Source organism: Streptomyces sp. NBC_01224 (genome assembly GCF_036002945.1).
Taxonomy (GTDB): domain Bacteria; phylum Actinomycetota; class Actinomycetes; order Streptomycetales; family Streptomycetaceae; genus Streptomyces.
Genome location: NZ_CP108529.1, coordinates 8,821,366 through 8,846,604, shown reverse-complemented (window position 1 = coordinate 8,846,604; position 25,239 = coordinate 8,821,366). Strand labels below are relative to the sequence as shown.

Below are 25,239 nucleotides of genomic sequence, written 5' to 3'. Positions count from 1 at the left end.
CTAGAACTTCTCGGGGAAGATCAGGCAGATGACCAGGTAGATGACGAGGCACGCGGCAACGATCAAGCCAACGATGTTTTCCACGCTCACAGGCGTCCGACCCCCTTGGCGGCTAGGCCGATGAGGACGAACACCACTACCGTGAGGCCGATGTACGCGACGTCCGACATGCGCGAAGCACCCCGCAGAGTCATCATGGGCAGGCTTGTTCAGCCTTCCCGGTTGGCATATGGGGTTGATCTGGAATACAAGGCTGATTCATTTCTGACGCTATATCAGTTGGCTTCGAGAATGCCTTGCCGCCCTGTGCGCCGATGGGATGACGGTGGAGTGCGGGGATTCACTCGACGCGGCCCGATGTCGCGCTGCCGCCCGGCGCGGAACTCGGAAGAGTGAGCATCGCCGAGAAGGCGGGGCCCTCATTCGTCGTCTCCACGGCCCCGTCCATCGCCTCGGCCAAGTCGCGCGACAGCCTCAGAGCCAGGCTCTCGGCCCTGGTACCCGGAGCCCGGGAAGCCGCAGCGCTCAGATCCGGACCTCGGACGGGCACGCCGTCCTCCACCCGAATCTTCACGCGGCCGGCCTGGACCTCGGCGGTGAAGACGGGGGGCCGGTCCGGCGGACTGTGACGCAATGCGTCGGCCCCCAGTGCGGCCAGGGCGCGGGTGAGGAGAGCAGCGTCCGCGATCACATCAGGCAGCTGTTCCGGCAGACGCAGAACGATCGAATGGCCGCCGGGCCCGAGGTCGTCCAAGGCAGCGCCCAACACCTCGTTGAGGTCGACCGGGCGGAGGTAGAGATCCAGTGCCCCGGCGTGCAGACGACTCACGTCGTCGAGATCGGTGACCAACTGCGCCGCACGGTGCACCGCCGCGCGGGCAGCGTCCAACAACTGTGCCTCCTCCGAGGCAGGCGCGTCGGCACGTCGACGCCGCAAGCGCACGAGCGCCGCTTCAGCGGTGTACAGCGGAGCGCGCAGATCACGGCCTGCCGCGAGAAGCAGCGATGCCCGGGTGCGTTCGGCGTCGGCGAAGGTGTCCATGCCGCCGGAACGCCCGGCGATCCGCCCTCGAACATGGGCCAGCCCCAATTCGGCGGCGCATGCGGCGAGGACGCGCTGGTCCTCCGTGCTCAGTCCTGAGCCGCGAGCAGCCAGCGTGAGATTGTCGTCGACGGGGCTTTCCACATCCGCCTCGTAGGGCTTTTCCGGCGGCCGCTCCCCGGCGCTGGCGACCACGTACCAGCGGGGCACGGGGGATGCTTCCGGATCCCTTTCGAGCAGGCTGATCGCACTGAGGCCGAAGTTCTCCCGGATCTGCTCCACCAGTGCCGTCAGATCCTGGCCACGCATCATGGCGGCAGCCAGGCGGCTCAACGTCCTCGCCTCCGATGTCGCGCGTACGGCCTGGTACGTACGCTGCGCAGCCGTTCCCGCTGCCGTGCCGACGAGAGCGGCTGTGGCGATGAAAACCACGAGCGCGGTGATCTCGTCCGGGCGCTCAATGGCCAGCGAGTGCATCGGTGCGGTGAAGTAGTAATCGGCGAGCAGTGCTGCGGCAATCGCGGCGAACAGCGCGGGGTAGAGCCCGCCGACCAGGGCGACCACGACGACGGCGAGCAGATAGATCACCAGGTCGCTGGAGAGGTCGAGATGACCACGCAGCGCGGTCAGCAGGAGCGTCAGTACGGGCAGCAGCAGCACGGCGCCGGCCAGCGCGGCCCAGTACCGTCTTGGGCCCGTGCCACGGATCGGATGCGGAATCCTCACCACAGCAGACCCTGCAGCCTCCCTATGGGTGACGATGTGCACGTCAATGGGGCCGGACCCCTTGATCGTCCGTTCTCCCACACCCGCTCTCAGGAGGGAGGCGAGACGGCTGTGCCGACTCGCGCCCAGCACGATCTGGGTGACGTTCTCCGCCTCGGCGAACTGGAGCAAGGCGTCGACCACGTCCTCGCCAGTGGTCTGGTGGTAGCTGCCGCCGAGCGACTCCAGAAGGGTGCGCTGGGTGTCCAGTACCGCCGGGTCGACGTCGGCGAGCCCGTCCTCCGGGACCACGTGGAGGGCCAGCAACTCGGTGCCGGGGGTACGAGCGCTGACCCGCGCGGCGCGGCGGATGAGGGTCTCGCCCTCCGGCCCGCCGCTCAGGGACACCAGGATGCGCTCCCGGGTCTCCCAGGGAGCGACGATGCCGTGTTCCGCGCGGTAGCGCTGCAGCCCCTCCTCCACCCGGTCGGCGAGCCACAGCAGGGCGATTTCGCGCAGGGCGGTGAGGTTGCCGACCCGGAAGTAGTGGGTGAGGGCGGACTCGATGCGGTCAGGCGGATAGATGTCGCCATGGACCATGCGGCGGCGGAGCACCTCCGGTGGCAGGTCGACCAGTTCGATCTGGTCGGCCCGGCGGGCCACCTCGTCGGGCAGGGTCTCCCGCTGCGCCACCCCCGTGATCTGCCGTACCACGTCGTTGAGGGATTCCAGGTGCTGGACGTTGAGCGTGGTGACGACATCGATGCCGGCTGCCAGGAGCTCCTCCACGTCCTGCCATCGCTTGGCGTTGCGGGCCCCCGGAACGTTGGAGTGGGCCAGCTCGTCGACCAGCGCGACCTGGGGACTGCGGGCCAGCACCGCGTCGAGATCCATCTCGGTGAAGAGCGCACCGCGGTGGCGCAGCGTACGGCGGGCGATCGTCTCCAGACCGTCGGCCATGGCCGCGGTCGGCCGACGCCCGTGCGGCTCGACGAAGCCGACGACCACATCCGCGCCCCGTGAACGCAGCCGCTGCCCCTCGGCGAGCATGGTGTACGTCTTCCCGACCCCGGGGGCGGCCCCGAGGTAGATCCGCAACCGTCCACGTGCCACCGGCGGACTCCTGCCCAGGTCACCCCCTTGTCGTGCTCGCGCCCTTCCATGGTGCGCCCTTGAAAGCCGTTCCACTCGACGACACCGGCCCGGAGCCCTCAAGGGCACCCTCGGGGTGTATCGCGTCCTCGGCGGCGGACGTCACGGAACTCACAGAGCTACGGAGATCACGGAGCGAGAAGGTGGCCTGCGGCGACCGCCGAGGCCACCGTCCCTCCGGCCACCACCGCCGAAGCCGCGAGCAGTGGAACCCTCGCCGTCCACGTCCGCAGCGTCCGCGAGCGGGAGACACGGTCCAGCAGCGTGTCCCGGCCGCGCAGCACGATCAGGCCGACGCCGGTGAGCGTAAGCGCCATGCCGAGGCCGAAGGCGACGACCATCGCGAGGGCGATGCCGACCTTGCCGGTCAGCAGGCCGGTGAGCAGGACGAGGAAGGCTGACGGCGAGGGCAGCAGGCCGCCCGACGCGCCGAGAAGCACGAGGCCTCGCCAGGTGAGGAGGGACGGGGCATCCGGGATGTGATGGCTGTGCCCGTGATCGTGCCCGTGGTCATGCCCGTGGTCATGCCCGTGCTCGTGATCAGGCCCGTGATGGGGTTGGTGGTGCCTCCGGTGGCGCAGATGCCTCCGCAGCAGGCTCACCCCCACTCCGGCCACCACCAGCGCCGCGATCAGCTGGAGCCACCCCGTCAGCGCCGCGATGTCCGGCGTACTGTTCGCCGCCAGCCACCAGCCGACCGCCAGGGCGGCGACCGAGAACGTGTGCATCACCGCGACGACCCCGCCCAGCCACACCGCGTCGCGCGGCCTGCCCCTGCCGCCCACCAGATACCCGGCGGCCAGCGACTTCCCGTGCCCCGGCGCGCAGGCGTGGAGCGCCCCCACGGCCGCGGCCACGAGCAGAGCCGGCGGGAGGGCCGCGCCGTGGTCCAGCAGTGAGGTCAGGTCGGTTGTCCAGGCCCCCCACCCCGAAGCGGCCGGTGAGGCCACGGCGGCGGTCCCCGCGGCCACCGGTTTCAGGGTCAGCGTCCGCGTCGGCTGCTGCGCCGTGTGCAGCCCGCCGGAGCCCGTGCCCGTCACCGACAGTGTCCGGTACGCCGGGTCGACGTCCGTCAGCGCCGTAACCGTCAGTTCGATGCGGTCCACCTGCCGAGAGCAGACGAAGTGGAGCTTCACGCCGTCCGCCCGGTCCACACGGCACGGGCGTCCGTCCTGGCGTACGACGATGTGCGAGCTCAGATAGCCCGCCTCGTCACCGCCGGACTCGTTCTTCAGGACGGCGATGTCGTCCCGCTGCGCGGACCAGGTCGCGTCGACGGCGGTGCCCGCCGCCTCGATCTTCACGACGGGAGGGGTTCCGAAGGGGTGCGCCTGCGCCGTCCCCGCGCTGCCCAGGAGCAGCGCGAGGACGGCAGCCAGCAGGAGCAGCACCCCGTTGCGAGGTGATCGCACGCTGGTGCTTCCCTTCTACTTCCGGCGTGCGGCGAGGGCGTGGACCGTGCCGTCGTCCGTGAGGGCGAAGACCCAGTCACCGCTCACGGAGAGGGCCGAGGCCACTCCCGCGCCGAGGTTGTACGAGGCGACCTGCGTCCCGCTCGCCCGGTCCAGGACGAGCAGACGACCGTCCCACGTCCCTACGTACACATGGGACTTCGTCACCAGCGGGTGCATGGTCGGCGAACCGGCACCGGCCGAACAGCCCATGGCGACCCGCCACTTGTCGTCCATCGGGCTCTCCCCCACCAGATAGCCGGACTTGGCCTCCCACGCCGGCTTCGACGGATCGGTCGCGCTCGTGTCGTAGGCGCGTACGACACCGTCCCGGCCCGCGACATAGGCGGTGTCGCCCCACACGGCCGGGCTGGTGAGCGGGGCGCGCCCCGGCTCGCAGGTGCTGCCGCCGCCCAGCTTGGACTCCCAGGTCACCGCGCCCGTCTTCGGGTCGTGCCCGCGGACGCCGTACGCCGTGAACGTCACCAGTTTCGGCTCGCCCGTGGCCGGGTCGGTCAGGACGGGCGAGGAATGGCTGTCGATGTCGCCCGCGGTGTCCTTCACCCACAGCTGGGTGCAGGTCGCGAGGTCCATGGCGATGACGGTGTTGCTCGACATGGATTGCAGGTAGGCGGTGTTGGAGCCGGGCTCGCGGATCACCGTGCTGTGGGCCTGTCCCCAGGAGAACGCGGCATCGAAGCCGCCGGGCAGCATCCCGCCGGTCTCGGCGTCCCGGCAGCGGACCGTGTAGGCGTCCTGGTAGACGGCGACCGAGCGGCGCTCCGCGCCCGCCAGCGCGAAGACGCTGACAGGTCCGCCCGCGCGGCCGTAGCGGCGCACGGTGTCCCCGTGGGTCTCCTCCCGGTCGATCGACTGCCAGACGATGCGGCCGCTCGCCGCGTCGAGCGCGTAGATCCGGCCGACGCCGGTGGTCAGATGGACCATGCCGTCGTGGAGCGTCGGTGCCGACTCGGCATCGCCGTCCAGGTACGTACGCCACAGCTCACGCCCGGAGGCGATGTCGTACGCGAGCATCATGCTGTACGGCGAGTCGAAGGCGCGGGACGAGACGATGAGCTTGCCGTCCGCGACCACCGAGCCGTTGAGGTTGAACTGCTCGCCGGTGTGGCGGGCCCACCTGAGGTCGAGCTTCGCGCCGGGTTCGTCGCCGCTCGCGGTCCGCCCGGCCTCGTCGCCGCCCTGCCGCAGCCAGTCCTGCCCGGTCCTGGGCTTCGCGAGCTCGGCGTCGCGCACGATCTCGAAGGTGTTCTTCATGGCGGGGAACTGCTTGCCCCGGGTGTCGTACGCGACCGACTCGGCGGTGTACGTGCCGGGCCGCAGCCCGTGCAGTGTGCCGCTCGCCCGCGTCCAGGCGCCGCGTGCGTCGGGGCATGGCTCCGGCGTGCCGCCGGGCGGGGTGTAGCAGTTCTCGATACCGGGGCGGGACGCCCCCTTGCCGAAGCGCACGTCCTGACGCTTCACCAGGTGCCCTCGGCTGTTGCGGACGGTCAGCACCGCTTTGGCGGGCGTGCGGCCGTCGTCCTCCGCGTACACCTCGACGGGCACTGCGGCCTCGGCGCCGTGCACGCTGCCCTGCGCGGGGCTGACCAGCGCGGCGTCGTCGTCGATGTCGAACTGCCGGTGGATGCCGGTCACATGACCGGTGTCCTCATTGAGAGGCGTGCGCGGATCGTCCGTGATCGCACTGAAGTCGAGCACCTTGTAGTCGGGGTGGGCACCGTCGATGCCGTACGTGCCCTGGTTGTTGATCTCGACGGACCGTTTGAAGGCACCGCGCCGGAACTCGGCCTGCTGGTTGTGACCGGCGGCGACCATCCGTACGTCGTACTTGGCGAGCTCGTCGATCGTCGGTTGCATGCCGGCGCCCGGGCCCCACTGGGTGAACAGAGAGCGGTGGGCGAAGACGAACACCTGCTTGCCGACCGCGTGCCGGGCAAGGTCCCGGCGCAGCCACTCCAGCTGCGGCTTCAGCCCGCTCGCGTCGTAGTTGTCCTCGAGGACGACGATGTGGCGGCCGTTGCGGTCGAAGCTGTACCACTCGGGGGCGAGGTTGCGGCGGTAGTACTCCATGCTGCCGGCGTATCCCTGGGAGGTCGCCGTGCCGCCGAAGTCGTGGTTGCCCATCACCGGATAGAAGGGGTGACCGAGCCGCCCCTCTTCGAGGCCCTTGCTGAACAGGTCGTACGCGCCCTGGCGGCGCGGCTCGTCGGCGTAGTCCGTGACGGTGAGGTCGCCGGTCGCGATCTGCATCGTCGCGCCGTCGACCTCGGACATCGCCTGAACCTGGCCGGTCCACTGGGGCAGCGCGCGGCGGGCCTCGTCGTCGGTGCGGTTGCCGACCTCGGGGTCGGAGTTCATGACCCACTTCTCGGTGGGGTTCGAGGCGTCGCGGTCGGGTACGAGCGCGAAGTCGACGTCTCTGCCGCCGATCTCGGGGACCTTGTGGAAGAACTGCGGGATGTAGTCCTTGCGCAGCGCCGGCGTGTATCCGTCGGGCGAGACGATGCTGACGAGGTCGGTCTCGCGCCGCTTCGGGTCGATCTGCAGGCTGTACGAGCCGTCCGCACCGGTCGTGGTCCACACGGCGCCGTCGGTGACGTCGATGCCGGGCATGGGGTACTCACCCTTGTCCCGCTCGCCGTTGCCGTTGCGGTCCTTGAAGACGGTGCCCTCGACGGTAACGGTGTCGACCGGATCCGCGCTGTCGTCGGCGAAGGCCGCCTGGGGCGCGAGGAAGGACAGCGCGACGGCTCCGGCGGTCGCCAACTGCCGGCGCCGCCGGGTACGACGCAGTCCGCGGACGAGGTACGGCAGTCGGCAGACGACGAGCAGCAGCACGACACCTGCGGCCGTGACGAGCGCGACGGTGAGCCAGGGGAACGACGGCAGGGCGTGCGCGCCGTGGACGTCGACGAGCGGGGTGGCTGCGAAGGCGTCGACGGCCGTGCCGTCGAACTCGACGACGACCTGGGTCAGTCCGCCCTTGTCGATGAGCGGGCTCAGGTCGAGCGCGTCGACGTGGCAACTCCACGCCAGCTCGATGACGACGCCGCCGGGCACGCCGCCGTTGTCACCGGGCACGCCCGAGCCGGTGGCTGGGCAGGGGGCCGAGAGCAGCCCGGCCGCCCACGCACCGGCCTGCTCGGGAGCCACGACGGCGTTGTGCACGATGAGGCGGCCGCTGGTGACGTTGTCACCGGGCGCGACTACGAGTTCCGCATGCTCGCGCGTGACATGCGCGGACGCTGCCTGGGCGCCGATGCCCAGCACGAGAAAGAGCAGCGCGAGGGCGAGCCCGGCTGCTCTGCATATGTGTTTCATAAAGCGGACGTTAATGATCCGCTGTTCGGTTACCCGTGGGTCCTGAGCGACTTCACGGAGCCGCCCGGAAATGTTCAGCGTCCCGTTCATGGCTGTTGGGTCACGCGGGGCCCTTGAGCCCGACAGAACCGGGTGCACATCCAACGGCTACTCGTTCAAGGGCACCTACGTCCGTGGCCTCGGCATCCTCAACAAGGAACTGCCGGACCGTCCGTACAGCGCCCACCTGGACCGTCAGGCCGCCACCTTGTACGAGAACCAGCGAAGCGCCCGGCGCTACGTAACAACGACCAGCCTCAGACCCAAACACCCGACCGAATGCGAGCGGACGCGGATTTGACCACGAAGCGTTGGGTGGGGCCGACCGGATTCGAACCGGCGTCTTCCTACATGCCGTGAAGGCGCGACGACCACTGCGCTACAGCCCCACCCTGCTCGTGATCCTAGAGGCCATCTGCGCTCCGTGCTTCCGGATTATCCGAGGGGGTGTCATCTGACCAGCTGCTTGGCTCGCCAGGCGCGGACCGGCATGGCGCTGAGGATTGGCGGCTCGCGCCTGTGCGCTCAGCGCGCGAGTGAGCAAGGCAGCATGCGGCGGCTCCGGGCTCCAGGTCTTCCGTGCCCGGAGTCCTGCCGGTGGTCTGCGCGCCGAGGCCCGGGACCCGTCCGAATGGGCCGAGCGAGATGTGCCGGGCCCCGGAGTGGATACTCCGGGGCCCGGCACTTCCTGTCTCCGGATCAGACGGCGGTGATGTTCTCCGCCTGCGGGCCCTTCTGGCCCTGGGTGATGTCGAAGGTGACGGCCTGGCCTTCCTGGAGCTCACGGAAGCCTGTGGAGTTGATGTTGGAGTAGTGCGCGAAGACGTCGGGGCCGCCGCCGTCCTGAGCGATGAAGCCGAAGCCCTTTTCCGAGTTGAACCACTTGACGGTTCCGCTGGCCATGCCGGTGCCTCTCAGTCGATAGTCGGATCCGCACCGCGCGGACCCGGAGGTGATCGCCCTGGTTCTCAGGCACTGCACAGCAAAGTGCCCGCGCCGGAGCGCGGGCAGGTACTGCGAACCACGACATCTGCCGGTGACACTACATGGCGAGACCGCCCATCACCAGAGAGCAATGAGTCATCGGCGATCCCGAGTTGAGAATGTCCGCCGACAGTCACGAAGTAATCCGGACCCTGCCCGCGCACATGAGAGTCGCACGGCAGGAACGAGCTTGCTCTGAGCCGGAGGCCCTTCTGGCGCCAGGGGCGTGTCGACCCCCTGATCTACGATTCGGTCGGGTCGTGGAGTGATGCGTCGGCCGGCCCCCGGCAGAAGCCGGTGAACCGCACTTTCAGGCCCTCTCGCTGTGGGGAGCAGCAGAAGGGGCCGGCTGATGCTGCTGCCTCGGGTGAGAGTGGGGCGAGTCGGACCATGCGCCATGGGTCGCTGTCGCGGCGGGCCCGGATCGTCACGGCGTCGCCGTCGCGGCTGGCCCGGACGGTGATGTGACGTCCGTTCCAGTCGGGCACGGGGGCCAGGGACCAGTCGGAGTGGCCGCGGGTCACGACGGCGCCGAGGTGTAGGACACCGTCCGTCATTTCCACACCGGCCTTGATCCACGTCTGCTCGTCCACGCGGACCATGAGTCCGGCTTGGTCGTAGAGGGTGTCGAAGTCGGCGACGAAGGTCACTTCGACGGCGCTGGTGTCTGGCAGAGCGGTCAGCAGCGCGTGCCCGTCGTCCCGAATGAAGCCGTAGCTGGTGGTGCGCCAGAAGTCACTGTGGTTCCGGGTCGTGACCAGCAGTCCGGCGCTGTCGCTGACGGCGTCCAGGGGAGGGTTGAGCCAGGTCGCGTCGTCCCAGCCAATGGTGTGCTGATTGCTCATGTGTCTGCTCCGTTGTGCGGGCGAGGCGGTCAGCCAGTGTTCCGGGGCGGTGAGGAGCGCCGGCGCCGTGGTCAGGTGTGGCGCCGGTCAGGCGTCTGAGGGGCAGAGCGGTCAGGCGTCCGGCCACGCGGCCGTCTGCGCGCCAGGGCCGCTGCCTCCACCGGTGATACGGATGATGGCTTCGAGGGTGAGGGCGCGTTCATGGGGTTCGGTGTCGAGGGCACGGTGAATGGACAGTCCTTCGATGAGTGCGTCGAGCTGACGGGCCGTTGCCGGGTCGAAGTGCCATTCCAGGGCGCGGCGGCTGCGACGCATCCATTCCCGGGTCAGTTCCCGGTAGGTGGGCTTGCGCGCCGCGAGGGTGTACAGCTCGTGGGTGAGGACGAGTTCGCGCTGGTTTCCGCTGGACAGGTGGTGGATGAGGTCCGCGACCGCTTCCCGTGCCTGGCCGGGTGTGGTGGCGGCTCCGAGTCGCTCCTCGAATACGGCGACGATGCTGCTGGTGAAGCGGGTGAACGCCTCGCGCAGCAGCTCGTCCATGTCAGCGAAGTGATAGGTCATCGATCCAAGAGGCACTCCGGCACGGGCGGCGACCTTGCGGTGCGAGGTGCCTGCGACTCCCTCTTCCGCGATCAGGTCGAGCGCGCTCGTAATGATGTTTTCCCGCCGCTCGGGGTCGGTCCGTCCGGTTGCCACCGTGCTTCCTTACGCTAGATCGAACGGATCACGCGGGCCGGGTTACCCACAGCGACCACATTGGCGGGGATGTCCTTGGTGACGACGGCTCCGGCGCCGATGACGCTGTTGTCACCGATACTCACTCCCGCCAGGACGATTGCTCCGCCTCCGAGCCAGACGTTGTCGCCGATCGTGATCGGCTCGGCGGCCTCCAGCTTGTCACGGCGCGGCTGCGGTTCCACGGGGTGGGTAGGGGTGAGCAGCTGCACGCTGGGGCCGATTTGACAGTCCCGGCCGATGGTGATGGGAGCCACATCCAGGGCCGTGAGGTTGTAGTTGATGAAGGTGTCCTGGCCAACAGTGATGTGCGTGCCGTAGTCGACGAACAGCGGCGGTCTGATGTGGGCACCGGCGCCGAGATCACCTATGAGCTCCGCGAGGACGGGTCGCGCGGCCTCGGCGTCCTCTGCGTATGCGGCCTGGTACCGGGCGGCCAGGCGCACGGCTCGTTGCTGGGACGTCGCAATGTCCGGGTCGTCGGCGATGTAAAGGTCCCCCGCGAGCATCCGCTCGTGGTTGGTACGGGAATCCCCTTCGAAGCAGTCAGGCATGCGTACGATCGTACACTCAAAGCGTACGATCGTACGCACTCCTTCTCGTTGCGTCTGCGGAGGGGGTGGCAGACACCCCCGCCGTCCGGGACGGACCTGAGGTGTCCACCGGGACTACGGGCTGGGGCTGTTCGGGCTGCCCATCGGCCCAATGGGCGGGGTCACGATCTCCGGACATCTCGTGCGTCGGTAGAGAGACAGAACGGTCATTGGCGCCGGAGCCGCCCTGATCGTCGCCGGTCTCCTCGTCGTGGCCGGGGCCACAAGCCTGCCGCTGACGGCCGGGGTGTTCTGCAGGCCTGCCCTGTTCGGCTGCGGCGTGGGGCCTGCCGAGGTGGCTTTCGACATCGAGGTCGCCGCCATCGAGAGTCTCACCGGCCGCCCCGTCCTGCCGGTGCTCCACAGATGCTTCGGCCTGGGCGCCGTTGTCGGCGTACTCGTCGGGACAGGGCTCGCCGCGGCCCGGTTCCCCGTCGGCCGGCGCCTGTGGGCCGACGCGGTGATCGTCGCGTCTCCTTCGTGCCCTGGAAGACCAGTACAGGCTGGCGGAACATCGGCAGATACGTGGTGCCGTCGGCGTCCGCGTACGGCTCGCCGATCACCTCCGGGCAGGATTCGCCAGGACTCGGACGGCACTACGGCGTCCCGAGGATCACCGCTGAACCGCGCGAGTACGGCGAGCGCGTCAACCACAAGAAGACTGCCCGGGCCATGCGCCAGGTCGGCCTGGCCGGTCAGGCTGCGGCGCAGACACCGCACCACCGTCGCGGACTCGGCCACCCATGCCCTTCGCGGCGCCGTTGCCGTTGCCGTTGCCGTTGCCGTTGCCGTTGCCGTTGCCGTTGCCGTTGCCGTTGCCGCGATTCTGCTCTGGCTCCACTCGTAACCCGTAGGACAGCCCTCAGGCCCTCGGCTGGGTGAAGCGGATGCTGTTGCCGAAGGGGTCGCGAAGGCCACAGTCGGTTCCGTACGGTCGGTCGGTCGGCTCCTCGGTGAACTCGACGCCCCGGCCCAGCAGCGTCTCGTACGTCTTGCGGCAGTCGTCCGTGCTGAAGATGAGCGAGCCACCCATCGCTCCCTTGGTCACCAGCTCGCGGACCTGCTGCGCCGTCTCCTCGGACATCGCCGGGGCGCCCGGCCTCTCCAGCAGGATCTGGCGCTCCGGGTGGCCCGGGACGCTGACGGTCAGCCAGCGCATGAAGCCCAGATCGATGTCGGCGTTGACCTCCAGACCAAGCTTTCCGACGTAGAAGTCAAGGGCCTCGTTCTGGTCGAGGACGTAAATCTGCGAGTGCGTGATGGCGTTGAACATGTGCATCACGCTACCGGGCAAGCCGGACGGAAACTTATCCAAAACTGCTCAACAGACGGACGGTGCGGGCAGTGCGGACGCTCAGGCGCTCGGCCGCATCCACGCCATCGTGAAGCACGTCGGTACGCTCATGGCCGCCGCTTCCTTGCGGTACGTCCTCGGTGACCGGCCGACGATGTCGCGGAATGTGCGGCTGAAGGTTCCTGGGCTGCCGAAGCCGACTTGGAAGCAGATGTCCGTCACACTCCGGTCGGTATCCCGCAACAGGAACATCGCACGCTCGACACGGCGGCGCTGCAGGTAGCGGTGTGGCGTCTCGCCGAACGTGGCTCGGAAAGTGCGCGTGAAGTGCGCCTGGGACACGTGGGCGATCCGGGCCAGGGCCGGGACGTCCAGCGGCTGCGCATAGGCGCGGTCCATCGCATCCCGTGCCCGAAGCATGCGGCGGTTGGTCTCTTCTGCAGCGCGACTCACGGCGCCATCACACCACGGCTCACCGCCGTCCGTGGCAGATCCCGTGCCCCATCCACTCCCTCCCCCTCCCCGCACGAGGTGGCGCACCACGACGACCCGCACCCAGCGGTACTGCCGAAGTACTTCAACTATCTTTGCAGGACGGTTCGTTCACCGGCTCTCCCAGGCCGCGCCGCCGAAGTCTGCGTGGCGCAGACGCGAGGCCCGATTGCGCCGCTGGAGCGCAATATCGGCTGGACTCCGGCTGAGGTCGGTCAGTTGTGCAGCATGTACAGGATCCCGCACAGCACCTCCCGGTCCGGCAACGGCTTGCGGCCCGGTTACCGGAAGCACCAGTCGCGCTGCGACAGCAGCCGCTCAAGGCGGTCCCACAGCGCATCCGACACGATCCACGGCGACGTCCCCACACCGGGTCGGACGCTCGACTCCCCTGCCAGACATGGCCATCAAGGCCGATCCACCTCATGGTGTCAGCCGTCGTAAGCCTCAGCGCACGAGCTCGGGATCTTCTCCCTCGGGCAATTCGCGCATACTTCGAAGCGGTGACAGGAAGTACGGGATGGTACTCAACGTCATGCCGGCGGCACCGATCCACAATGTAGCTTTTGCTCCGAACACAGAGCCCGAAGCTCCCCCCAAAAGCCCGCCGAGCGGAATGCCGCCCCAGGAAACGAACCGGGCTGTCGCGCTCATCCGACCCAAGAGCCGATCTGGTGTGAGGGTCTGTTGGAAGCTCGATTGAGCTACAAAGCGGATGACTCCGCCCAGGGAAAGGGACGCGAGTCCGAGCGCAGCCACGTACACGCTCCAACCCGGATGCGCCAACGGCATCAGGACTGTCAGCGGACAGGTGACAAGTGGTGCGAGCCAGATGACCGGACCCTGCCCGACCCGCTTCGAGACCCTGGATGCCCACAGCGCGCCCAGCAGGGCGCCGCAGCCCATTCCCGACAGAATGAGGCCGATACCGAAGGACTCGAGATTCATCTCCCTCTCCAAGAAGACCAGCAACATGGTTTGATACATGACCAGGAAGATGTTGAATATTGCATCCCCCAGGATGATTGCACGCAGGACGGGACGCTTGAGAACAAACTTCAACCCTTCTTTGATGTCTCGAAGAAGTTGAGGGTGCTCACTCGAGACCGGCTTCTGTTCGCGTTTGCGGATACCGGTCGCGAGCAGACCTGACATCGCCATCCCGGCCGAACTCACCAAAAGCGTTACAGGGGCTCCGAGCCAGCCGACAAGCGGCCCTGCCATCCCTGGTCCACTGATACTGGTTAACGAGCGTATCGCCGAGAGCTTTGAGTTTCCTTCAATGAGATTGCCGCGTCCCACCAGGTGCGGCAGATAACTCACGTACGCGACATCGAAGAAGACTGTCAGCACTCCATGAACCAACGCGACTGCGTAGAGCCACCAGATCGTCAGAAGTCCCGACCACCACGCCACCGGTATCGTCAAGAGGGCCACCGCCCTCGCGAGATCAGTGCTGATCATCACTGATCGTTTCCGCATACGGTCCACCCACGCGCCTGCCGGTAGCCCGACCAGGAGTGACCCTGCCGTGGTCATCGCGGCCAGTGATCCGACCTGGAACTCATCAGCATTCAATGCCACGATCGCGACCAGAGGAAACGTGAGAAAAATGATGCGATCGCCCAGCTGGCCGAGCGCGGTGGCGGCAAACAGTCGCCCGAAGTCCGGATCGCGCAGGAGTCCGAGTCGGGAGGGTATTGACATTCGAGTGACCTACTGTCGGATTTGAAATATCGCTCTACTGGCGTCAACGGCTACGGCTGGTCGACCACGAACTCGTAGGCCACTTCCCGGCGCACGTCCGGAATGACGATGTCGGCGGTTTCCACCGGACGTCCGTCGGTGTCGTAGATGGTCCGCTCGATCTGGAGCACCAGGTCCCCGACGCTGATCCCCAGTAGGTTCGCCTGCGCCTGGGTGGCACGAGCCGGGCGCGGCAGCTCGACCACGGTCTCGATATCAACGCCGATGGAGCGCATGCGCTCAACCACCCCCTTTCCCGCGAGGGGGCCCGTCTCGGGCAGTACGATCGGCGTTCCATCCGTGATGGCCATCGGCTCCCAGGATTCGGAGAGCTGGACGGGTTGCCCGTCGGCGAGGAACTCGTAGTGCGTGTTGACGCAGAGGTCTCCGGGGCTGACCGCGAGCCGCTCGGCGATTGTCTCAGGAGCGGGGACGCGTGTCTGGCTGTGCGAATCCCAGGCGCTGGCCTTGCCCCGCTCCTTCATACCGGCGAGGGAGGGGGAGCCGTCCCGGCGTTCGCGTTGCCGCGAGCGGACCATCCGCAGGCGCTCGCGCGGCATGCGGACGTAGGTGCCCGAGCCCGCGCGTCCTTCGAGGAGGCCCTTGATGATCAAGCGATCCATGGCCCTCTGCGTGACGTTGCGCCCGACCCCGTACTCCTGGGCGAGCTGCGCCCGGGACGGCAGGCGCTCCCCGATCTCCCACTCCCCCGCGAGAATCCGTGCGCGCAGCGCGTCGGCTACTGCAAGGTACGGGGCCTCTCGGGGCATTTGTGACCCTCCGGTTGCTCTGCTGCGCGGCAGCTGGTGATTTCAGGCGGCGTTGGCAAGCTACTGCACCGGGTGAAAGCTGCTGGAGTAGAAATACGCTCGGTACTCAAGCCGCTGCGAGGGTTCGTGTGAAGCCGGTTACTGCCGCTGCTCGACGCGATCCCGCCGGTTCGCGGCCTGGTCGGGCATCCCGGCGCCGCACGAGCGGCGCTTCCACTCCGGTTTCTGGTGAGCCCACGGCCCGCGGGTCTACGAGTGGGCCCGCGCCGAGCACCGCCCCTGACACGGGCCCGACCGAGCGCACTGGGTCCTGGCCCGCCGGAGCATCACCCGCCCCCGTCTACGCCGAGCGTCTGGCCTGCGAGGGCTTCGCTGCGCTCGCTTTCGACGCCGCCTTCCAGGGCGAGAGCGAGGGCAGCCCGCGTGGTCTTGAGAACCCCTTCCAGCGCGCCGAGGAGCCCGGGGGCCGTCACCCATCTGACCACCCGCGAGGACATCGCCCCGGCCCGGATCGGCGCCCTGGGCATCTGCGCGTCGAGAGGGTACGTCCCCTCCGCCGCCCAGACCGACCACCGGATCAGGGCCGTGGGCACCGTCAGCGGTATCGACGTCCGTGACCTTCTGGTCAACGGCCCGGCCGCACACAGGGCCCCGAGTTCCTGCAGGCCATGCTCGACCAGGCCGGCGCTCTGCGCACCGCCGAAGCCCACGGCGAGGCCCCGACCACCCTGAACTGTGCGCCCGAGAGTCCGGAGGGCCTGGAGGAAGCCCCCACCCTCTACCGGGAGGCGCAGGACTACTACCGCACCCCGCGCGCCCAGCACTGCAACTCCACCAACGAGTGGCCGCTGCGCAGCATCGACCAGATGGCCCTTCAGAGCGCAGCAATGCCGGCGGCAGCACAGGCAGCGCACGCGACGAGGAGCTCCGTCCAGGCACGGCCGGTGGCCCTATCGGGTAATCCACTTGCCGAGGGTTTGGTCGGGAGACGCCGGCACAGGATGCAACGGGCAGACACGCCTCGGCACACAAACGGGGCGGGCTTGAGCTGTGGGGATAGCGGTGGGTGACTGTTCGAGATGCGTGGGTGCCGGGGCGCTGTTTCGCTGATGAGGCCCGCTCTTCCCGACAGACAGATCCAGGAGTGATCATGAGCGTTGCAGGTGAATCCGGCCGTGCCCAGCAGATGCGTGCCAAGGCGCAGGAGATGAAGGACGAGGCCGCGCGCACCTCGGACCCGAAGGAGCGTAAGCGGCTGACGGACCAGGCCCGCCGACTGCAGGAGCAGAGCGAGCAGGAGAGCCGCGGCGGCAACCAGAACATGGACCCCATGTAGCCGACCCCCGCTGAACACGCCGGCCGGTGTATCACTGTGAACGACGTGGCCTGCCCGAGCGCTACGGTTCGTCGAAAGGCAGTAAACGAGCGGCGTCACAGTTCCGGTACGCACAGCCGTCGCCAGGAAGTTGACGAGCGTTCCGTTGCTCGTACGCGAAGAGGTGGTCACCGGAAGATCCGGTGACCACCTCCGGCGTGTGGCGGATGCTACTCGCAGGTGCCCGCGAACGTCCCGCGCGTCACCACGTCCGTCGCAGCGGCCGTCGTGTCCAGCCAGACGATCCGCTGTCCGTCACCGAGCGACGGGGCCAGTTGCGAACCGGAGGAGCACGAAGCGAGGCTGAAGTTGTTCAGGCCGGCCAGCACGTCCTCGGTCGTGGAGACCTTCACCTTGGTCGGGCCGTTCCAGGCGCCGAGAGCGCCCCAGAAGTCGTACGTCGAGTAGGCGAAGTACTCGTCGCTGACCGAGAACTGGGCAACGTACAGACTCTTCGGGTAGGTCAGGCTCTTCATCTGGGTCACATCGGCGGCCGGCGTCGATCCGATGGTGGTGCTCGGAATCAGGAATCCACCGGTGCTGCGGTAGAAGACACGGTCCGAGGTGAGCTGGATGTCCGAGATCCAGTCGAACAGGAAGCCGGGGATCCGCTTGTTCTGGGTCTTCCCCGTGGCGATGTCGTAGACGTACAGGTACGTCCCGTCGCCACCGGCCCAGGCGATGGTGCCGTTCTTCATGGCGAGGCGCGAGGCCTTGGTGCCGGCTTCGGGCGTCACGTCGACCGTGGTGCCGTCGGCCCTCCGGAGCATCACGTCCTGCTCACCGTCGGGGGTGGTGCTGATGTAGGCGAGGGCGCCGTTCTCGGTGACCGGCTCGGTCTCGTCGGCGTCCGGGGTGTCGACCAGCTTCTTGATCGCGCCCTGGCCCTTGTCGCCGGCCTGGTAGATGCCGACGCTGTCGCCGGAGATGCGGGTGAAGACGACACGCTCGTCGTCGAGGGACGGGTCCATCAGGTAGGCGTCCGACTGTGCCAGTTCGTGCTGGGGCTTCTTGCCGAAGCGGCCGACGGTGATGCCGAAGGCGGCGCCGCCCTGGTCCCAGGCGATCGCGTCACCGTGGCCGATGGCGTAGACGTCGCCGTTGATCTGCGCGGCCTGCTCGTCGATGCCGCTGTAGACCTCGTAGGCGGGCAGGATGCCGGCGCCGATGGTGGTGCCGTCGTGGGTGCCGGACTTCTGCTCCCAGCCGCGCTCGATGCCGTGGTCGTCGAAGGCCCGGTCGATGGCGTCGAGGTCGGCCGCGGAGACCTTCAGGGACTTCGCGGCGAGGGTGACGGCGTTGCGCATGTCGGTGAAGCCGGACAGCGGGGTGAGGTAGTTCTGGGCGGCCCGGTAGGTGATCCGGTCGGCGAGGCCGGAGTCGATGTTCTTGCGCATGTCCCACAGCGCGCCACCGACGATGGTGGAGTTGGAGTGCACGCCGCCGTTGTCGATGTCGAGCGTGATGGGCTTGTAGTCCGTCTGCGCGTTGCGGCCGTCGTTGAGGTCGCGCAGTGCGCACTCCTCCAGCGGCTTCGTGCCGTTGCAGAGGTATTCACCGATGAGGCCGGACGTCGGGTCGCTCATCGCGACGCCCTTGTCGGCGGTCTCCATGGCGTTGCCGAAGTAGTCGGAGATCGCCTCGTTGAGGGCACCCGACTGGTTCAGGTAGACGAGCCCGGCGGAGTGCTCGGTGACGCCGTGGGTCATCTCGTGGCCGACCACGTCCAGGCCCACGGACAGCGGCACGCCGTCCATGTGGCCGTAGACCATCTTGGAGCCGTCCCAGAAGGCGTTGGCGTAGTCCTTGCCGTTGTTCGCGACGTTGACGACGGAGTAGATCGTGCCGCCCTTGCCGTCGACACCGTCACGGCCGAGCTTGTCCTTGAGGTATTCGTAGACCTTCGCCGCGTTCAGGTGTGCGTCGACCGCGCCGGAGGACGTGTTGGTGGCTTCGAACCGGTCGCTCGCGGAGGTCGCCAGGGGAATGTCCTCGGTGACCGGGCCGCCCGCCACCAGCGAATAACTCTTGCGCTGGGCGTCGTAGGTGCGTATCTGGCCGCCGGTCCGCGCGTACATGTCCTGGGTGGAGTCTACGAGCGTGTACGACCCGCCCGTCTCCTTGTTGATGTTCAGCTCCGCCTCGGAGCCGTCCACGCGCACGCCCGTCCCCTTGGCCGGCGCGGCGTCCGCGGCGTCGATGTTGTTGTACGAGAGGGCGATGCCGCCGATGTTCGCGTCGACGTACACCTCCTGGCGCACGGGGCTGCCGTTGACCTCGGCGCCCGTGACGGTGAAGTGCCAGGCCAGCTTGCCGCCTCGGGCATCCGGCAGGACGATGAGGCCGTGGCCCTCGGTCTTGGCGCCCTTGACCCGCGACAGCTTCCCGTCGAGGGAGAACATCCGCTTCTCGGCGGTGGCCTCGGCAACGCTGGGCGTGGTGGAGACCGACAGGTCCGTGTACAGGGTGCCTGTGGCGGAGGTGACGCTCTGACCGCCGTCCGCCGCCTCGGTCTGCACGGCGTATTCGGCGCCGAAGACCGGCACCCCGTTGTGCTTCTGCTGGAAGCGGACGGACGACTGCTTGCCGTCCTTGCTGGTGCTCATGGTCTTGAGGTCCGTGACCGGAACCTTGTACGTGTCCTGGTGGGCCTTCAGGTGCGCCCGTGCGGCCTGGGCCGGAGTGCCCTCACGGACCGTGTCGTCGAGACGCTGAGTCATGGCGGGCGCGACGGGCACCCGGTCGCCGGCCACGGTCGTGGTCGGCGGCGCTTCCTCCTCGGCCCAGGCCGGTGACGTCAGCAGCGTCGAGCCGGTGGCCGCGACTACCACTGCGGCAGCCAGGACACGGCGGAGCCGTCTTTGTCGTGTCTGGAACACGTGAACCCTCCCCTATCGCACAGATGCGTGAACTCGCCCAGCCGCGTGCGGTGCGGGGCCCCACGCGCTCGGTGCCTAGATGTTTCGTCACGCCAGTGGGGCGTACAAGAGATGTCCCTGGCGTGAACACGCCGAGGCGTAAATACGCCTCAACCGGCGCTGTTTTCCCCCCGGTTCGGGGTGCTTTGCGCGTCCGTCTCGTCCAGCCAGCCGCTGCACGCCGCATGCCAGCCGAGCTGGAAACGGGTGGCCGCGCCCACCTCGACCATGAGGGACTGCAGGCGGCGCTGAACGGTACGGTGCCCCATCCCGAGCTGACGGGCGATGGCTGCGTCGGTGAGTCCCACGTACAAAAGGGAGACGATCTGCCGGTCCACGGCGTCGAGTCCGGTCCCGCCGGTGTCCCCGGCCCCGGGGTCCACGCCGGAGGGCAGCAGGCGCCAGCCCCTCTCGAAGTGCGCTTCGAAGAGCGAACTGAGCGCGGTGAGCAGTCCGGTACCGTGCACGGCCAGCGCGACCGGATCGACGTCGTCGCGCTCCGGGGCGAGCGGCAGCAGGGCCATCCGCCGGTCGACGATGATCAATTTAATGGGAAGTTCGTCGACTACGGAGATGTGCTGCCCCTGAGCGGCGTAGGCGGCTGCGGTCGCTGCCATTTCGGGACGTTCGAGCCAGTCGCGCTCGATGACGCTACGCAGAGCGACCCCGCGCCGCATCAGCACGTCTTCGATCTCGTCGTGGTTGTCCTCGACGGTGATCACTGCGTGGACCTCACGCAGCGGCATCATGGTGCATACCTCGATGGTGGCCTGATCCTGCATCAGCAGGAGCCTGCGCCGGATCGCTGCCGCCCCCGACAGCACCTCGACCGGCGCTCCCGAAGCGTGGGCCTGGGCGGAACGGTGCCGTTCGGCCAGGGTAGTCACGAGCGACTCGACGCGACGCAAGGCCGCCCGGCGGAATTCCAGCAGAGGGCCGAGAGCGAGCACGGGAGAGGAGGCCCGATAGTGGAGGACGGCATCGCCCGCAGGTCGGGCGCTGGCGAGACCGCGCTCCACCAGGACGTCGAGGGCGCGCGCGACATCTTCGGCGCATCCCGTCGACTCGTCCGCGAGCGCGGCGGGTTCACTGTCGGGCCGGTCGACGAGGAGCCGGTACACGGCGTCCTCCAGCGGCTCCAGGCCGAGGAACGTGAGCAGGGATGCCTCTGCCGCATCCGGCGCGACGCCGGACGGGCGAGGGCCATCGGCGCTCAGTGCTGTCCCTCGACGCAGCGGCACCGGGAACGACCGGACGCCCGCATCGGACACACGCCGCGACATCGGAGTGCCCCGGTCCCTGCCGCATCGTCCGCCACTGACCCGCCCCTTGTCGCTGTACCGTCACTGCCGGTTGATCACATTATCCGGCTGGCTCCGTGTGCGATACGACGACTTTCGGGGCGGCCGAGAGGCTGTCCTGAGGGCGGTCCGGTGCTGGATCGCTCGGGGAACGGTCGGCCGGGGGCCGCCTACGACGCCCTGCCCGTGCGGGGTCCGTACCGCCCGGTTCGCGGGCCGGCTGCGGGGCTGGAACACGGCTGGTCCGCTGCCAGGGCACAGTCCCGCATTCCCGCCCGAACAGACGCGCCGTCACCCGGTCCGCCCCGACCCTCGCACCAGACGTGACGCCGGTCTGGCTCATGACCGGGCACCTTGGACGCGGCGGGCTCCTGGGACACCCGATCGGCGCACCGGTGAACTGGTGAAATTCGAGGTGTCACCGCCAGTCGTGCGGGCCGTCCACGGTGGCAGGCTCCACCATCGAGTCAACCGGGAGGGACGGAGAACCGATGGCGCAGGACCTGCAGGAAGCCGCGTCGGCCGAGCCGGTGGCCAACAAGCGCATCAATACCGGTGTGAGGCTCATGGGCTGGCTGACGACCACGGACCACAAGGTCATCGGCAATCTCTACATGGTCACGGCGTTCGGGTTCTTCCTGCTGGCCGGAGTGATGGCCATGCTCATGCGAGCGGAGCTGGCCCGGCCAGGGCTTCAGATCGTCAGCGTAGAGCAGTACAACCAGCTCTTCACCATCCACGGCACCACCATGATGCTGCTGTTCGCCACGCCGATGTTCGGCGGCTTCGCGAACGCCATCATGCCGCTTCAGATCGGCGCGCCCGACGTCGCCTTTCCCCGCCTCAACGCGCTCACCTACTGGCTCTTCCTCTTCGGCGGAATCATCGTGGTGTCCGGATTCGTGGTGCCCGGCGGCGCGGCACACTTCGGCTGGTTCGCCTACGCTCCGCTGAACAGTGCCGTCTTCTCGCCCGGCGCCGGCGGAGACCTCTGGACCATGGGCCTGGTGCTGTCGGGGATCAGTACGACCCTGGCATCGGTCAATTTCATCACTACGATCGTCTGTCTGCGCGCCCCGGGTATGACCATGTTCCGGATGCCGATCTTCACCTGGAACGTTCTGTTCACCTCGATCCTCGCGCTGCTCGCTTTTCCGGTGCTCGCGGCCACGCTGCTCGCCCTCGAAGCCGACCGGAAGTTCGGGGCGCATGTTTTCGACTCCGCGAACGGCGGGGCACTGCTCTGGCAGCACCTGTTCTGGTTCTTCGGCCATCCCGAGGTCTACATTGTCGCGTTGCCCTTCTTCGGAGTGGTCAGCGAGATCATTCCCGCGTTCAGCCGGAAGCCGATGTTCGGGTATGTCGGAATGGTGATGGCCACGATCAGCATCACCATGCTCTCGGCGGTTGTCTGGGCCCACCACATGTTCGCGACGGGAGCCGTTCTCCTGCCCTTCTTCTCCGCCATGTCGTTCATCATCGCCGTGCCCACCGGTGTCAAGTTCTTCAACTGGATCGGCACCATGTGGCACGGCAATATCTCGTTCGAGACACCCATGCTCTGGGCGATCGGCTTCCTCGTGACTTTTCTCCTCGGCGGCCTCAGCGGAGTGCTGATCGCCTCCCCCCCGCTGGACTTCCATCTCACCGATTCGTACTTCATCGTCGCCCACCTCCATTACGTGCTCTTCGGAACAGTGGTCTTCGCGATGTTCGGCGGCTTCTACTTCTGGTGGCCCAAGTTGACCGGACGCATGCTGGATGAACGCATCGGACGTATCCATTTCTGGACCTTGTTCGTCGGCTTTCAGCTGACCTTTCTGGTCCAGCACTGGCTGGGTGAGGCCGGAATGCCCCGGCGTTACGCCGACTATCTCGCGGCGGACGGCTTCACCCTGCTCAATACGATCTCATCCGCCGGCTCCTTTCTGCTGGGCCTGTCGACACTGCCATTCCTGTACAACGTGTGGCACACCAGCCGTTACGCGCCGAAGGTCGAGGTGGACGATCCGTGGGGGTTCGGCCGTTCCCTGGAGTGGGCGACCTCCTGCCCGCCCCCGCGGCACAATTTCCGGGCTTTGCCTCGCGTACGTTCCGACTCGCCGGCCTTCGACCTGCACCACCCCCTCACGCCAGAGAAGCCGGGCCTCGGACGAGGCGGGTCCCACTCCACATCGGGCGCTGCAGAGGAGTCGGGCGAATGAAGACCGAGGCCGTTCTCTTCGCCGGGGTCGCGGGGTTCTTTCTCGTGACCGATGTTCTCTACGCCGTGTGGTCCCGGGATCCGACAGGCACGGCGGCTCTCACCATCTCGTTCCTCATGGCGTCCCTGGTCACGTTCTTCTTCGCCACCAACTACCGGAGGAAGGGACTGCGCCCCGAAGACCGCGGGGACGGACACATCCATGAGCGGTCCGGTCCGGTGGACTTCTTTCCTCCACACAGCATCTGGCCGTCGCTGACAGCCGCAGGGATGGCCGTGCTCGCTCTCGGTGTGGTGTTCGGTCTGTGGCTCTTCGTGATCGGGCTGGGCGTGGTCCTGGCAGGGGTGTTCGGAATGGTCTTCCAATATGCGCGCGCCCAGGACTGAGGGCGGCTCTCAGTCCTCGGGCTCGCGGACCGGCTCCGGCGGCGCGGCCCGCTCGGCGATCCGGGACCGTTGCTCGTCCGTGGCGGGCAGCTCCACGCGGTCCCCGTAGTACCAGCCGCTCAATACGGACCGAAGCCGTCGCCGACGCGAGATCGGGCCCTCCGCGGGGAGCTCCAGGGGCGTCGGGACATCACGCATCAGGATGCGGTAGCGGGCTGTCGGACTCAGGCCGCGGTGGCTCTCCGAGAGGTCGCCATTCATCGACTGGGTCACCTGGCCGGTCTCCTCACCCTCGGTCAGCCGGCGGCGGTCCCGCATCTGGAGGGCGAGGCAGAGGCGCTTGGTCAGCGCGAAGGCCAGGAGCGGAGCGGCGATCAGCGCGGTTCTGAGGATCCAGGTCATGGCCTCGACCGAAACCCTGAACGAGAAGGCGACGACGTCGTTGCCGCCCGCGACCAGGAGAACGGCGTAGAAGACGATGGCCGCCACGCCGAGCCCCGTACGCGTCGGCCGGTTGCGCGGCCGGTCACACAGATGGTGTTCCCCGCGGTCGCCCGTCACCCATTTCTCGAAGAAGGGATAAAGGAACAGCACTGTGAAGACCACGCCTGGCAGCACGATCGCCGGAATGAACACATTCCACATGATGGTGTGGCCCGCAATGTCGGTCTCCCATGGCGGCATCAGCCGGAGCGCGCCCTCCAGGAACCCGACATACCAGTCCGGCTGTGCGTTACCGGAAACCTGGTTGGCGCGATAGGGGCCGTAGTTCCATACGGGGTTGATCTGGGCGAGCGCACCCAGAAAGGTCAGCACGCCGAACACCATGAGGAAGAAACCTGTGGTCTTCGCGGTGAAGTGAGGAAACGCCGGTGAGCCGACGGCGTTCTCATTGGTCTTCCCCTGACCCGCCCAGTGCGTGTGTTTCAGGTAGACCACCAGGATGAGATGAGCGGTGATCAGCGCCACGATCAGGCCGGGCACGAGCAGGACATGCACGGGATACAGGCGGGGAATCACGTCATTGCCCGGGAACTGTCCGCCGAAGACGAACAGCTCCAAGTACGTTCCGACGACAGGGATCGACCCCACGATGGTGGCCGCCGTCCTCAGGCCCGTACCGGACAGCAGGTCGTCGGGCAGCGAATAGCCCGCGAATCCTTCGAGGAGCGCCAGCACGAACAGAGTCCCGCCCACAATCCAGTTGGCCTCCCGCGGTTTACGGAAGGCACCGGTGAAGAAGATTCGCAGCATATGGACGGCGATCGCGGCGACGAACACCAGTGCCGCCCAGTGGTGGATCTGACGGATCAGCAGGCCCCCGCGCACGGCGAAGCTGATGTCGAGGGTCGTGGTGTAGGCCTGCGTCATCCTCACGCCCTGAAGGGGCGCATAGGAACCGGTGTAGACGCTCTCCATCATGCTCGGGTCGAAGAACAGGGTGAGGTACACGCCGGTGAGGAGCAGGACCACGAAGGAGTAGAGGGCGATCTCGCCGAGGAGAAAAGACCAGTGGTCGGGAAAGGCCTTGCGCAGCAACTGCCTGGCCGACTCGCTGACGGGCAGGCGCGCATCCACCGCACCGTATCCACTGACCGCCGCCTGTCCGGCCCGGGCCTTCAGCTGCGCCTTACGCCTCCGCAGGGGCATGCACCACTCTCCCGTCAATCTTCCTTCCACCCACCCCCTATTGTTCCGGTTCGCCCTTTATGGGTAACGCATTACTCGAAGGGACTACGCAGAATCGCGGGATCGGCACCTGATCGGCCGACTCGGTCCTGACGTGCAGGGTGGGGCCGCGCTGGTGCGTCGGGCCCACCCGCGAGTGATGTACGGACCCCGCCGCCGCAAGGGGTGATGCGCGT

The 25,239-nt window shown here is 67.7% G+C and carries 22 protein-coding genes, 1 tRNA gene and 2 pseudogenes; 6 read left to right on the top strand and 19 right to left on the bottom strand.

Annotation, left to right across the window (positions count from 1 at the left end; genetic code table 11):
- From kdpF to OG609_RS40095, 4 genes are all read right to left on the bottom strand, one after another.
- Positions 1-90 carry a K(+)-transporting ATPase subunit F gene (gene kdpF / locus OG609_RS40110; protein WP_093898595.1) on the bottom strand — a complete coding sequence of 30 codons (90 nt, stop codon included), beginning with the start codon at positions 88-90 and terminating at the stop codon, positions 1-3.
- Between the two features lie 250 nt (positions 91-340).
- Positions 341-2,860, bottom strand: coding sequence for a DUF4118 domain-containing protein (locus tag OG609_RS40105; protein ID WP_327277308.1), 2,520 nt, complete (start codon positions 2,858-2,860; stop codon positions 341-343).
- Between the two features lie 167 nt (positions 2,861-3,027).
- The gene (locus OG609_RS40100; protein WP_327277307.1) at positions 3,028-4,311 is read right to left on the bottom strand and encodes a HoxN/HupN/NixA family nickel/cobalt transporter; all 1,284 of its coding nucleotides are present in this window, start codon (positions 4,309-4,311) and stop codon (positions 3,028-3,030) included.
- A gap of 15 nt (positions 4,312-4,326) precedes the next feature.
- A complete protein-coding gene (locus OG609_RS40095; RefSeq protein ID WP_327277306.1) occupies positions 4,327-7,692 on the bottom strand; it encodes an outer membrane protein assembly factor BamB family protein in 3,366 nt (1,121 codons plus the stop codon).
- 88 nt (positions 7,693-7,780) lie between these two features.
- Here OG609_RS40095 and OG609_RS40090 point away from each other — a divergent pair, with 88 nt between their 5' ends.
- Complete coding sequence (locus tag OG609_RS40090) at positions 7,781-8,032, top strand: hypothetical protein (RefSeq protein WP_327277305.1); 252 nt, start codon at positions 7,781-7,783, stop codon at positions 8,030-8,032.
- A 15-nt stretch (positions 8,033-8,047) separates the two neighbouring features.
- On the opposite strand, the gene OG609_RS40085 is transcribed toward OG609_RS40090, so the two are convergent.
- The 6 genes and pseudogenes from OG609_RS40085 to OG609_RS40055 form a co-directional block, all read right to left on the bottom strand.
- Positions 8,048-8,120: transfer RNA gene (locus tag OG609_RS40085), tRNA-Ala, on the bottom strand.
- A 310-nt stretch (positions 8,121-8,430) separates the two neighbouring features.
- On the bottom strand, positions 8,431-8,634 hold the full coding sequence (locus OG609_RS40080) for a cold-shock protein (protein WP_093898593.1): 204 nt from the start codon (positions 8,632-8,634) through the stop codon (positions 8,431-8,433).
- Between the two features lie 323 nt (positions 8,635-8,957).
- Positions 8,958-9,560, bottom strand: coding sequence for a DUF1349 domain-containing protein (locus OG609_RS40075; RefSeq protein WP_327277304.1), 603 nt, complete (start codon positions 9,558-9,560; stop codon positions 8,958-8,960).
- Between the two features lie 111 nt (positions 9,561-9,671).
- Positions 9,672-10,256, bottom strand: a complete 585-nt coding sequence (locus OG609_RS40070) for a TetR/AcrR family transcriptional regulator (protein WP_327277303.1) — start codon at positions 10,254-10,256, stop codon at positions 9,672-9,674.
- Between the two features lie 14 nt (positions 10,257-10,270).
- Positions 10,271-10,849, bottom strand: coding sequence for a sugar O-acetyltransferase (locus OG609_RS40065; RefSeq protein ID WP_327277302.1), 579 nt, complete (start codon positions 10,847-10,849; stop codon positions 10,271-10,273).
- A gap of 509 nt (positions 10,850-11,358) precedes the next feature.
- Positions 11,359-11,469 (bottom strand): annotated as a pseudogene (locus tag OG609_RS40055) (DUF2000 family protein); the annotation flags it as partial.
- On the opposite strand from OG609_RS40055, the gene OG609_RS46505 reads away from it, so the two are divergent.
- Complete coding sequence (locus OG609_RS46505; RefSeq protein WP_442818098.1) at positions 11,417-11,770, top strand: IS3 family transposase; 354 nt, start codon at positions 11,417-11,419, stop codon at positions 11,768-11,770. The pseudogene OG609_RS40055 and the gene OG609_RS46505 overlap by 53 nt on opposite strands.
- Here the strand turns inward: OG609_RS46505 and OG609_RS40050 are convergent.
- The 6 genes and pseudogenes from OG609_RS40050 to OG609_RS40025 form a co-directional block, all read right to left on the bottom strand.
- On the bottom strand, positions 11,751-12,161 hold the full coding sequence (locus OG609_RS40050) for a VOC family protein (protein ID WP_327277301.1): 411 nt from the start codon (positions 12,159-12,161) through the stop codon (positions 11,751-11,753). The two genes, OG609_RS46505 and OG609_RS40050, sit on opposite strands and share 20 nt — an antisense overlap.
- An 81-nt stretch (positions 12,162-12,242) precedes the next feature.
- The gene (locus tag OG609_RS40045) at positions 12,243-12,635 is read right to left on the bottom strand and encodes an AraC family transcriptional regulator (protein WP_327277300.1); all 393 of its coding nucleotides are present in this window, start codon (positions 12,633-12,635) and stop codon (positions 12,243-12,245) included.
- A gap of 260 nt (positions 12,636-12,895) precedes the next feature.
- Positions 12,896-13,072 (bottom strand): annotated as a pseudogene (locus tag OG609_RS40040) (IS5/IS1182 family transposase); the annotation flags it as partial.
- 49 nt (positions 13,073-13,121) lie between these two features.
- Positions 13,122-14,381: an MFS transporter gene (locus tag OG609_RS40035; RefSeq protein ID WP_327277299.1), complete on the bottom strand. Its 1,260-nt coding sequence runs from the start codon at positions 14,379-14,381 to the stop codon at positions 13,122-13,124.
- Positions 14,382-14,431: 50 nt separating this feature from the next.
- Entirely contained in the window at positions 14,432-15,190 is a 759-nt protein-coding gene (locus OG609_RS40030) for a GntR family transcriptional regulator (protein WP_327277298.1), read from the bottom strand.
- Positions 15,191-15,516: 326 nt separating this feature from the next.
- Entirely contained in the window at positions 15,517-15,783 is a 267-nt protein-coding gene (locus OG609_RS40025) for a hypothetical protein (RefSeq protein ID WP_327277297.1), read from the bottom strand.
- A 75-nt stretch (positions 15,784-15,858) separates the two neighbouring features.
- Here OG609_RS40025 and OG609_RS40020 point away from each other — a divergent pair, with 75 nt between their 5' ends.
- Together OG609_RS40020 and OG609_RS40015 are read left to right on the top strand one after the other, a co-directional pair.
- Positions 15,859-16,260, top strand: coding sequence for a hypothetical protein (locus OG609_RS40020; protein ID WP_327277296.1), 402 nt, complete (start codon positions 15,859-15,861; stop codon positions 16,258-16,260).
- A gap of 80 nt (positions 16,261-16,340) precedes the next feature.
- Positions 16,341-16,526 (top strand): DUF6381 family protein, encoded by a 186-nt coding sequence (locus OG609_RS40015; protein WP_327277295.1) that lies wholly within the window; start codon positions 16,341-16,343, stop codon positions 16,524-16,526.
- A gap of 209 nt (positions 16,527-16,735) precedes the next feature.
- Here the strand turns inward: OG609_RS40015 and OG609_RS40010 are convergent, their stop codons facing one another.
- Complete coding sequence (locus OG609_RS40010; protein ID WP_327277294.1) at positions 16,736-19,444, bottom strand: M4 family metallopeptidase; 2,709 nt, start codon at positions 19,442-19,444, stop codon at positions 16,736-16,738.
- A 149-nt stretch (positions 19,445-19,593) separates the two neighbouring features.
- Entirely contained in the window at positions 19,594-20,766 is a 1,173-nt protein-coding gene (locus OG609_RS40005) for a helix-turn-helix transcriptional regulator (RefSeq protein ID WP_327277293.1), read from the bottom strand.
- A gap of 509 nt (positions 20,767-21,275) precedes the next feature.
- Here OG609_RS40005 and ctaD point away from each other — a divergent pair.
- Together ctaD and OG609_RS39995 are read left to right on the top strand one after the other, a co-directional pair.
- The gene (ctaD, locus tag OG609_RS40000; RefSeq protein ID WP_442818041.1) at positions 21,276-22,988 is read left to right on the top strand and encodes an aa3-type cytochrome oxidase subunit I; all 1,713 of its coding nucleotides are present in this window, start codon (positions 21,276-21,278) and stop codon (positions 22,986-22,988) included.
- Positions 22,985-23,374, top strand: coding sequence for a cytochrome c oxidase subunit 4 (locus tag OG609_RS39995; RefSeq protein WP_327277292.1), 390 nt, complete (start codon positions 22,985-22,987; stop codon positions 23,372-23,374). Before ctaD ends, OG609_RS39995 begins: the two co-directional genes overlap by 4 nt.
- Before the next feature lie 9 nt (positions 23,375-23,383).
- Here the strand turns inward: OG609_RS39995 and qcrB are convergent, their stop codons facing one another.
- A complete protein-coding gene (qcrB, locus tag OG609_RS39990) occupies positions 23,384-25,024 on the bottom strand; it encodes a cytochrome bc1 complex cytochrome b subunit (RefSeq protein WP_327277291.1) in 1,641 nt (546 codons plus the stop codon).
- Positions 25,025-25,239: the final 215 nt, after the last annotated feature.

What these genes read in the sequence shown, in the direction of transcription:
- OG609_RS40095 (WP_327277306.1), bottom strand. Translation starts at nt 7,692, where the DNA reads ATGAAACACATATGCAGAGCAGCCGGGCTCGCCCTCGCGCTGCTCTTT.
- OG609_RS40090 (WP_327277305.1), top strand. Translation starts at nt 7,781, where the DNA reads ATGGCTGTTGGGTCACGCGGGGCCCTTGAGCCCGACAGAACCGGGTGC.
- OG609_RS40080 (WP_093898593.1), bottom strand. Translation starts at nt 8,634, where the DNA reads ATGGCCAGCGGAACCGTCAAGTGGTTCAACTCGGAAAAGGGCTTCGGC.
- OG609_RS40075 (WP_327277304.1), bottom strand. Translation starts at nt 9,560, where the DNA reads ATGAGCAATCAGCACACCATTGGCTGGGACGACGCGACCTGGCTCAAC.
- OG609_RS40065 (WP_327277302.1), bottom strand. Translation starts at nt 10,849, where the DNA reads ATGCCTGACTGCTTCGAAGGGGATTCCCGTACCAACCACGAGCGGATG.
- OG609_RS40050 (WP_327277301.1), bottom strand. Translation starts at nt 12,161, where the DNA reads ATGTTCAACGCCATCACGCACTCGCAGATTTACGTCCTCGACCAGAAC.
- OG609_RS40035 (WP_327277299.1), bottom strand. Translation starts at nt 14,381, where the DNA reads ATGTCAATACCCTCCCGACTCGGACTCCTGCGCGATCCGGACTTCGGG.
- OG609_RS40030 (WP_327277298.1), bottom strand. Translation starts at nt 15,190, where the DNA reads ATGCCCCGAGAGGCCCCGTACCTTGCAGTAGCCGACGCGCTGCGCGCA.
- OG609_RS40020 (WP_327277296.1), top strand. Translation starts at nt 15,859, where the DNA reads ATGCTCGACCAGGCCGGCGCTCTGCGCACCGCCGAAGCCCACGGCGAG.
- OG609_RS40015 (WP_327277295.1), top strand. Translation starts at nt 16,341, where the DNA reads ATGAGCGTTGCAGGTGAATCCGGCCGTGCCCAGCAGATGCGTGCCAAG.
- OG609_RS40005 (WP_327277293.1), bottom strand. Translation starts at nt 20,766, where the DNA reads ATGTCGCGGCGTGTGTCCGATGCGGGCGTCCGGTCGTTCCCGGTGCCG.
- ctaD (WP_442818041.1), top strand. Translation starts at nt 21,276, where the DNA reads ATGGCGCAGGACCTGCAGGAAGCCGCGTCGGCCGAGCCGGTGGCCAAC.
- OG609_RS39995 (WP_327277292.1), top strand. Translation starts at nt 22,985, where the DNA reads ATGAAGACCGAGGCCGTTCTCTTCGCCGGGGTCGCGGGGTTCTTTCTC.
- qcrB (WP_327277291.1), bottom strand. Translation starts at nt 25,024, where the DNA reads ATGCCCCTGCGGAGGCGTAAGGCGCAGCTGAAGGCCCGGGCCGGACAG.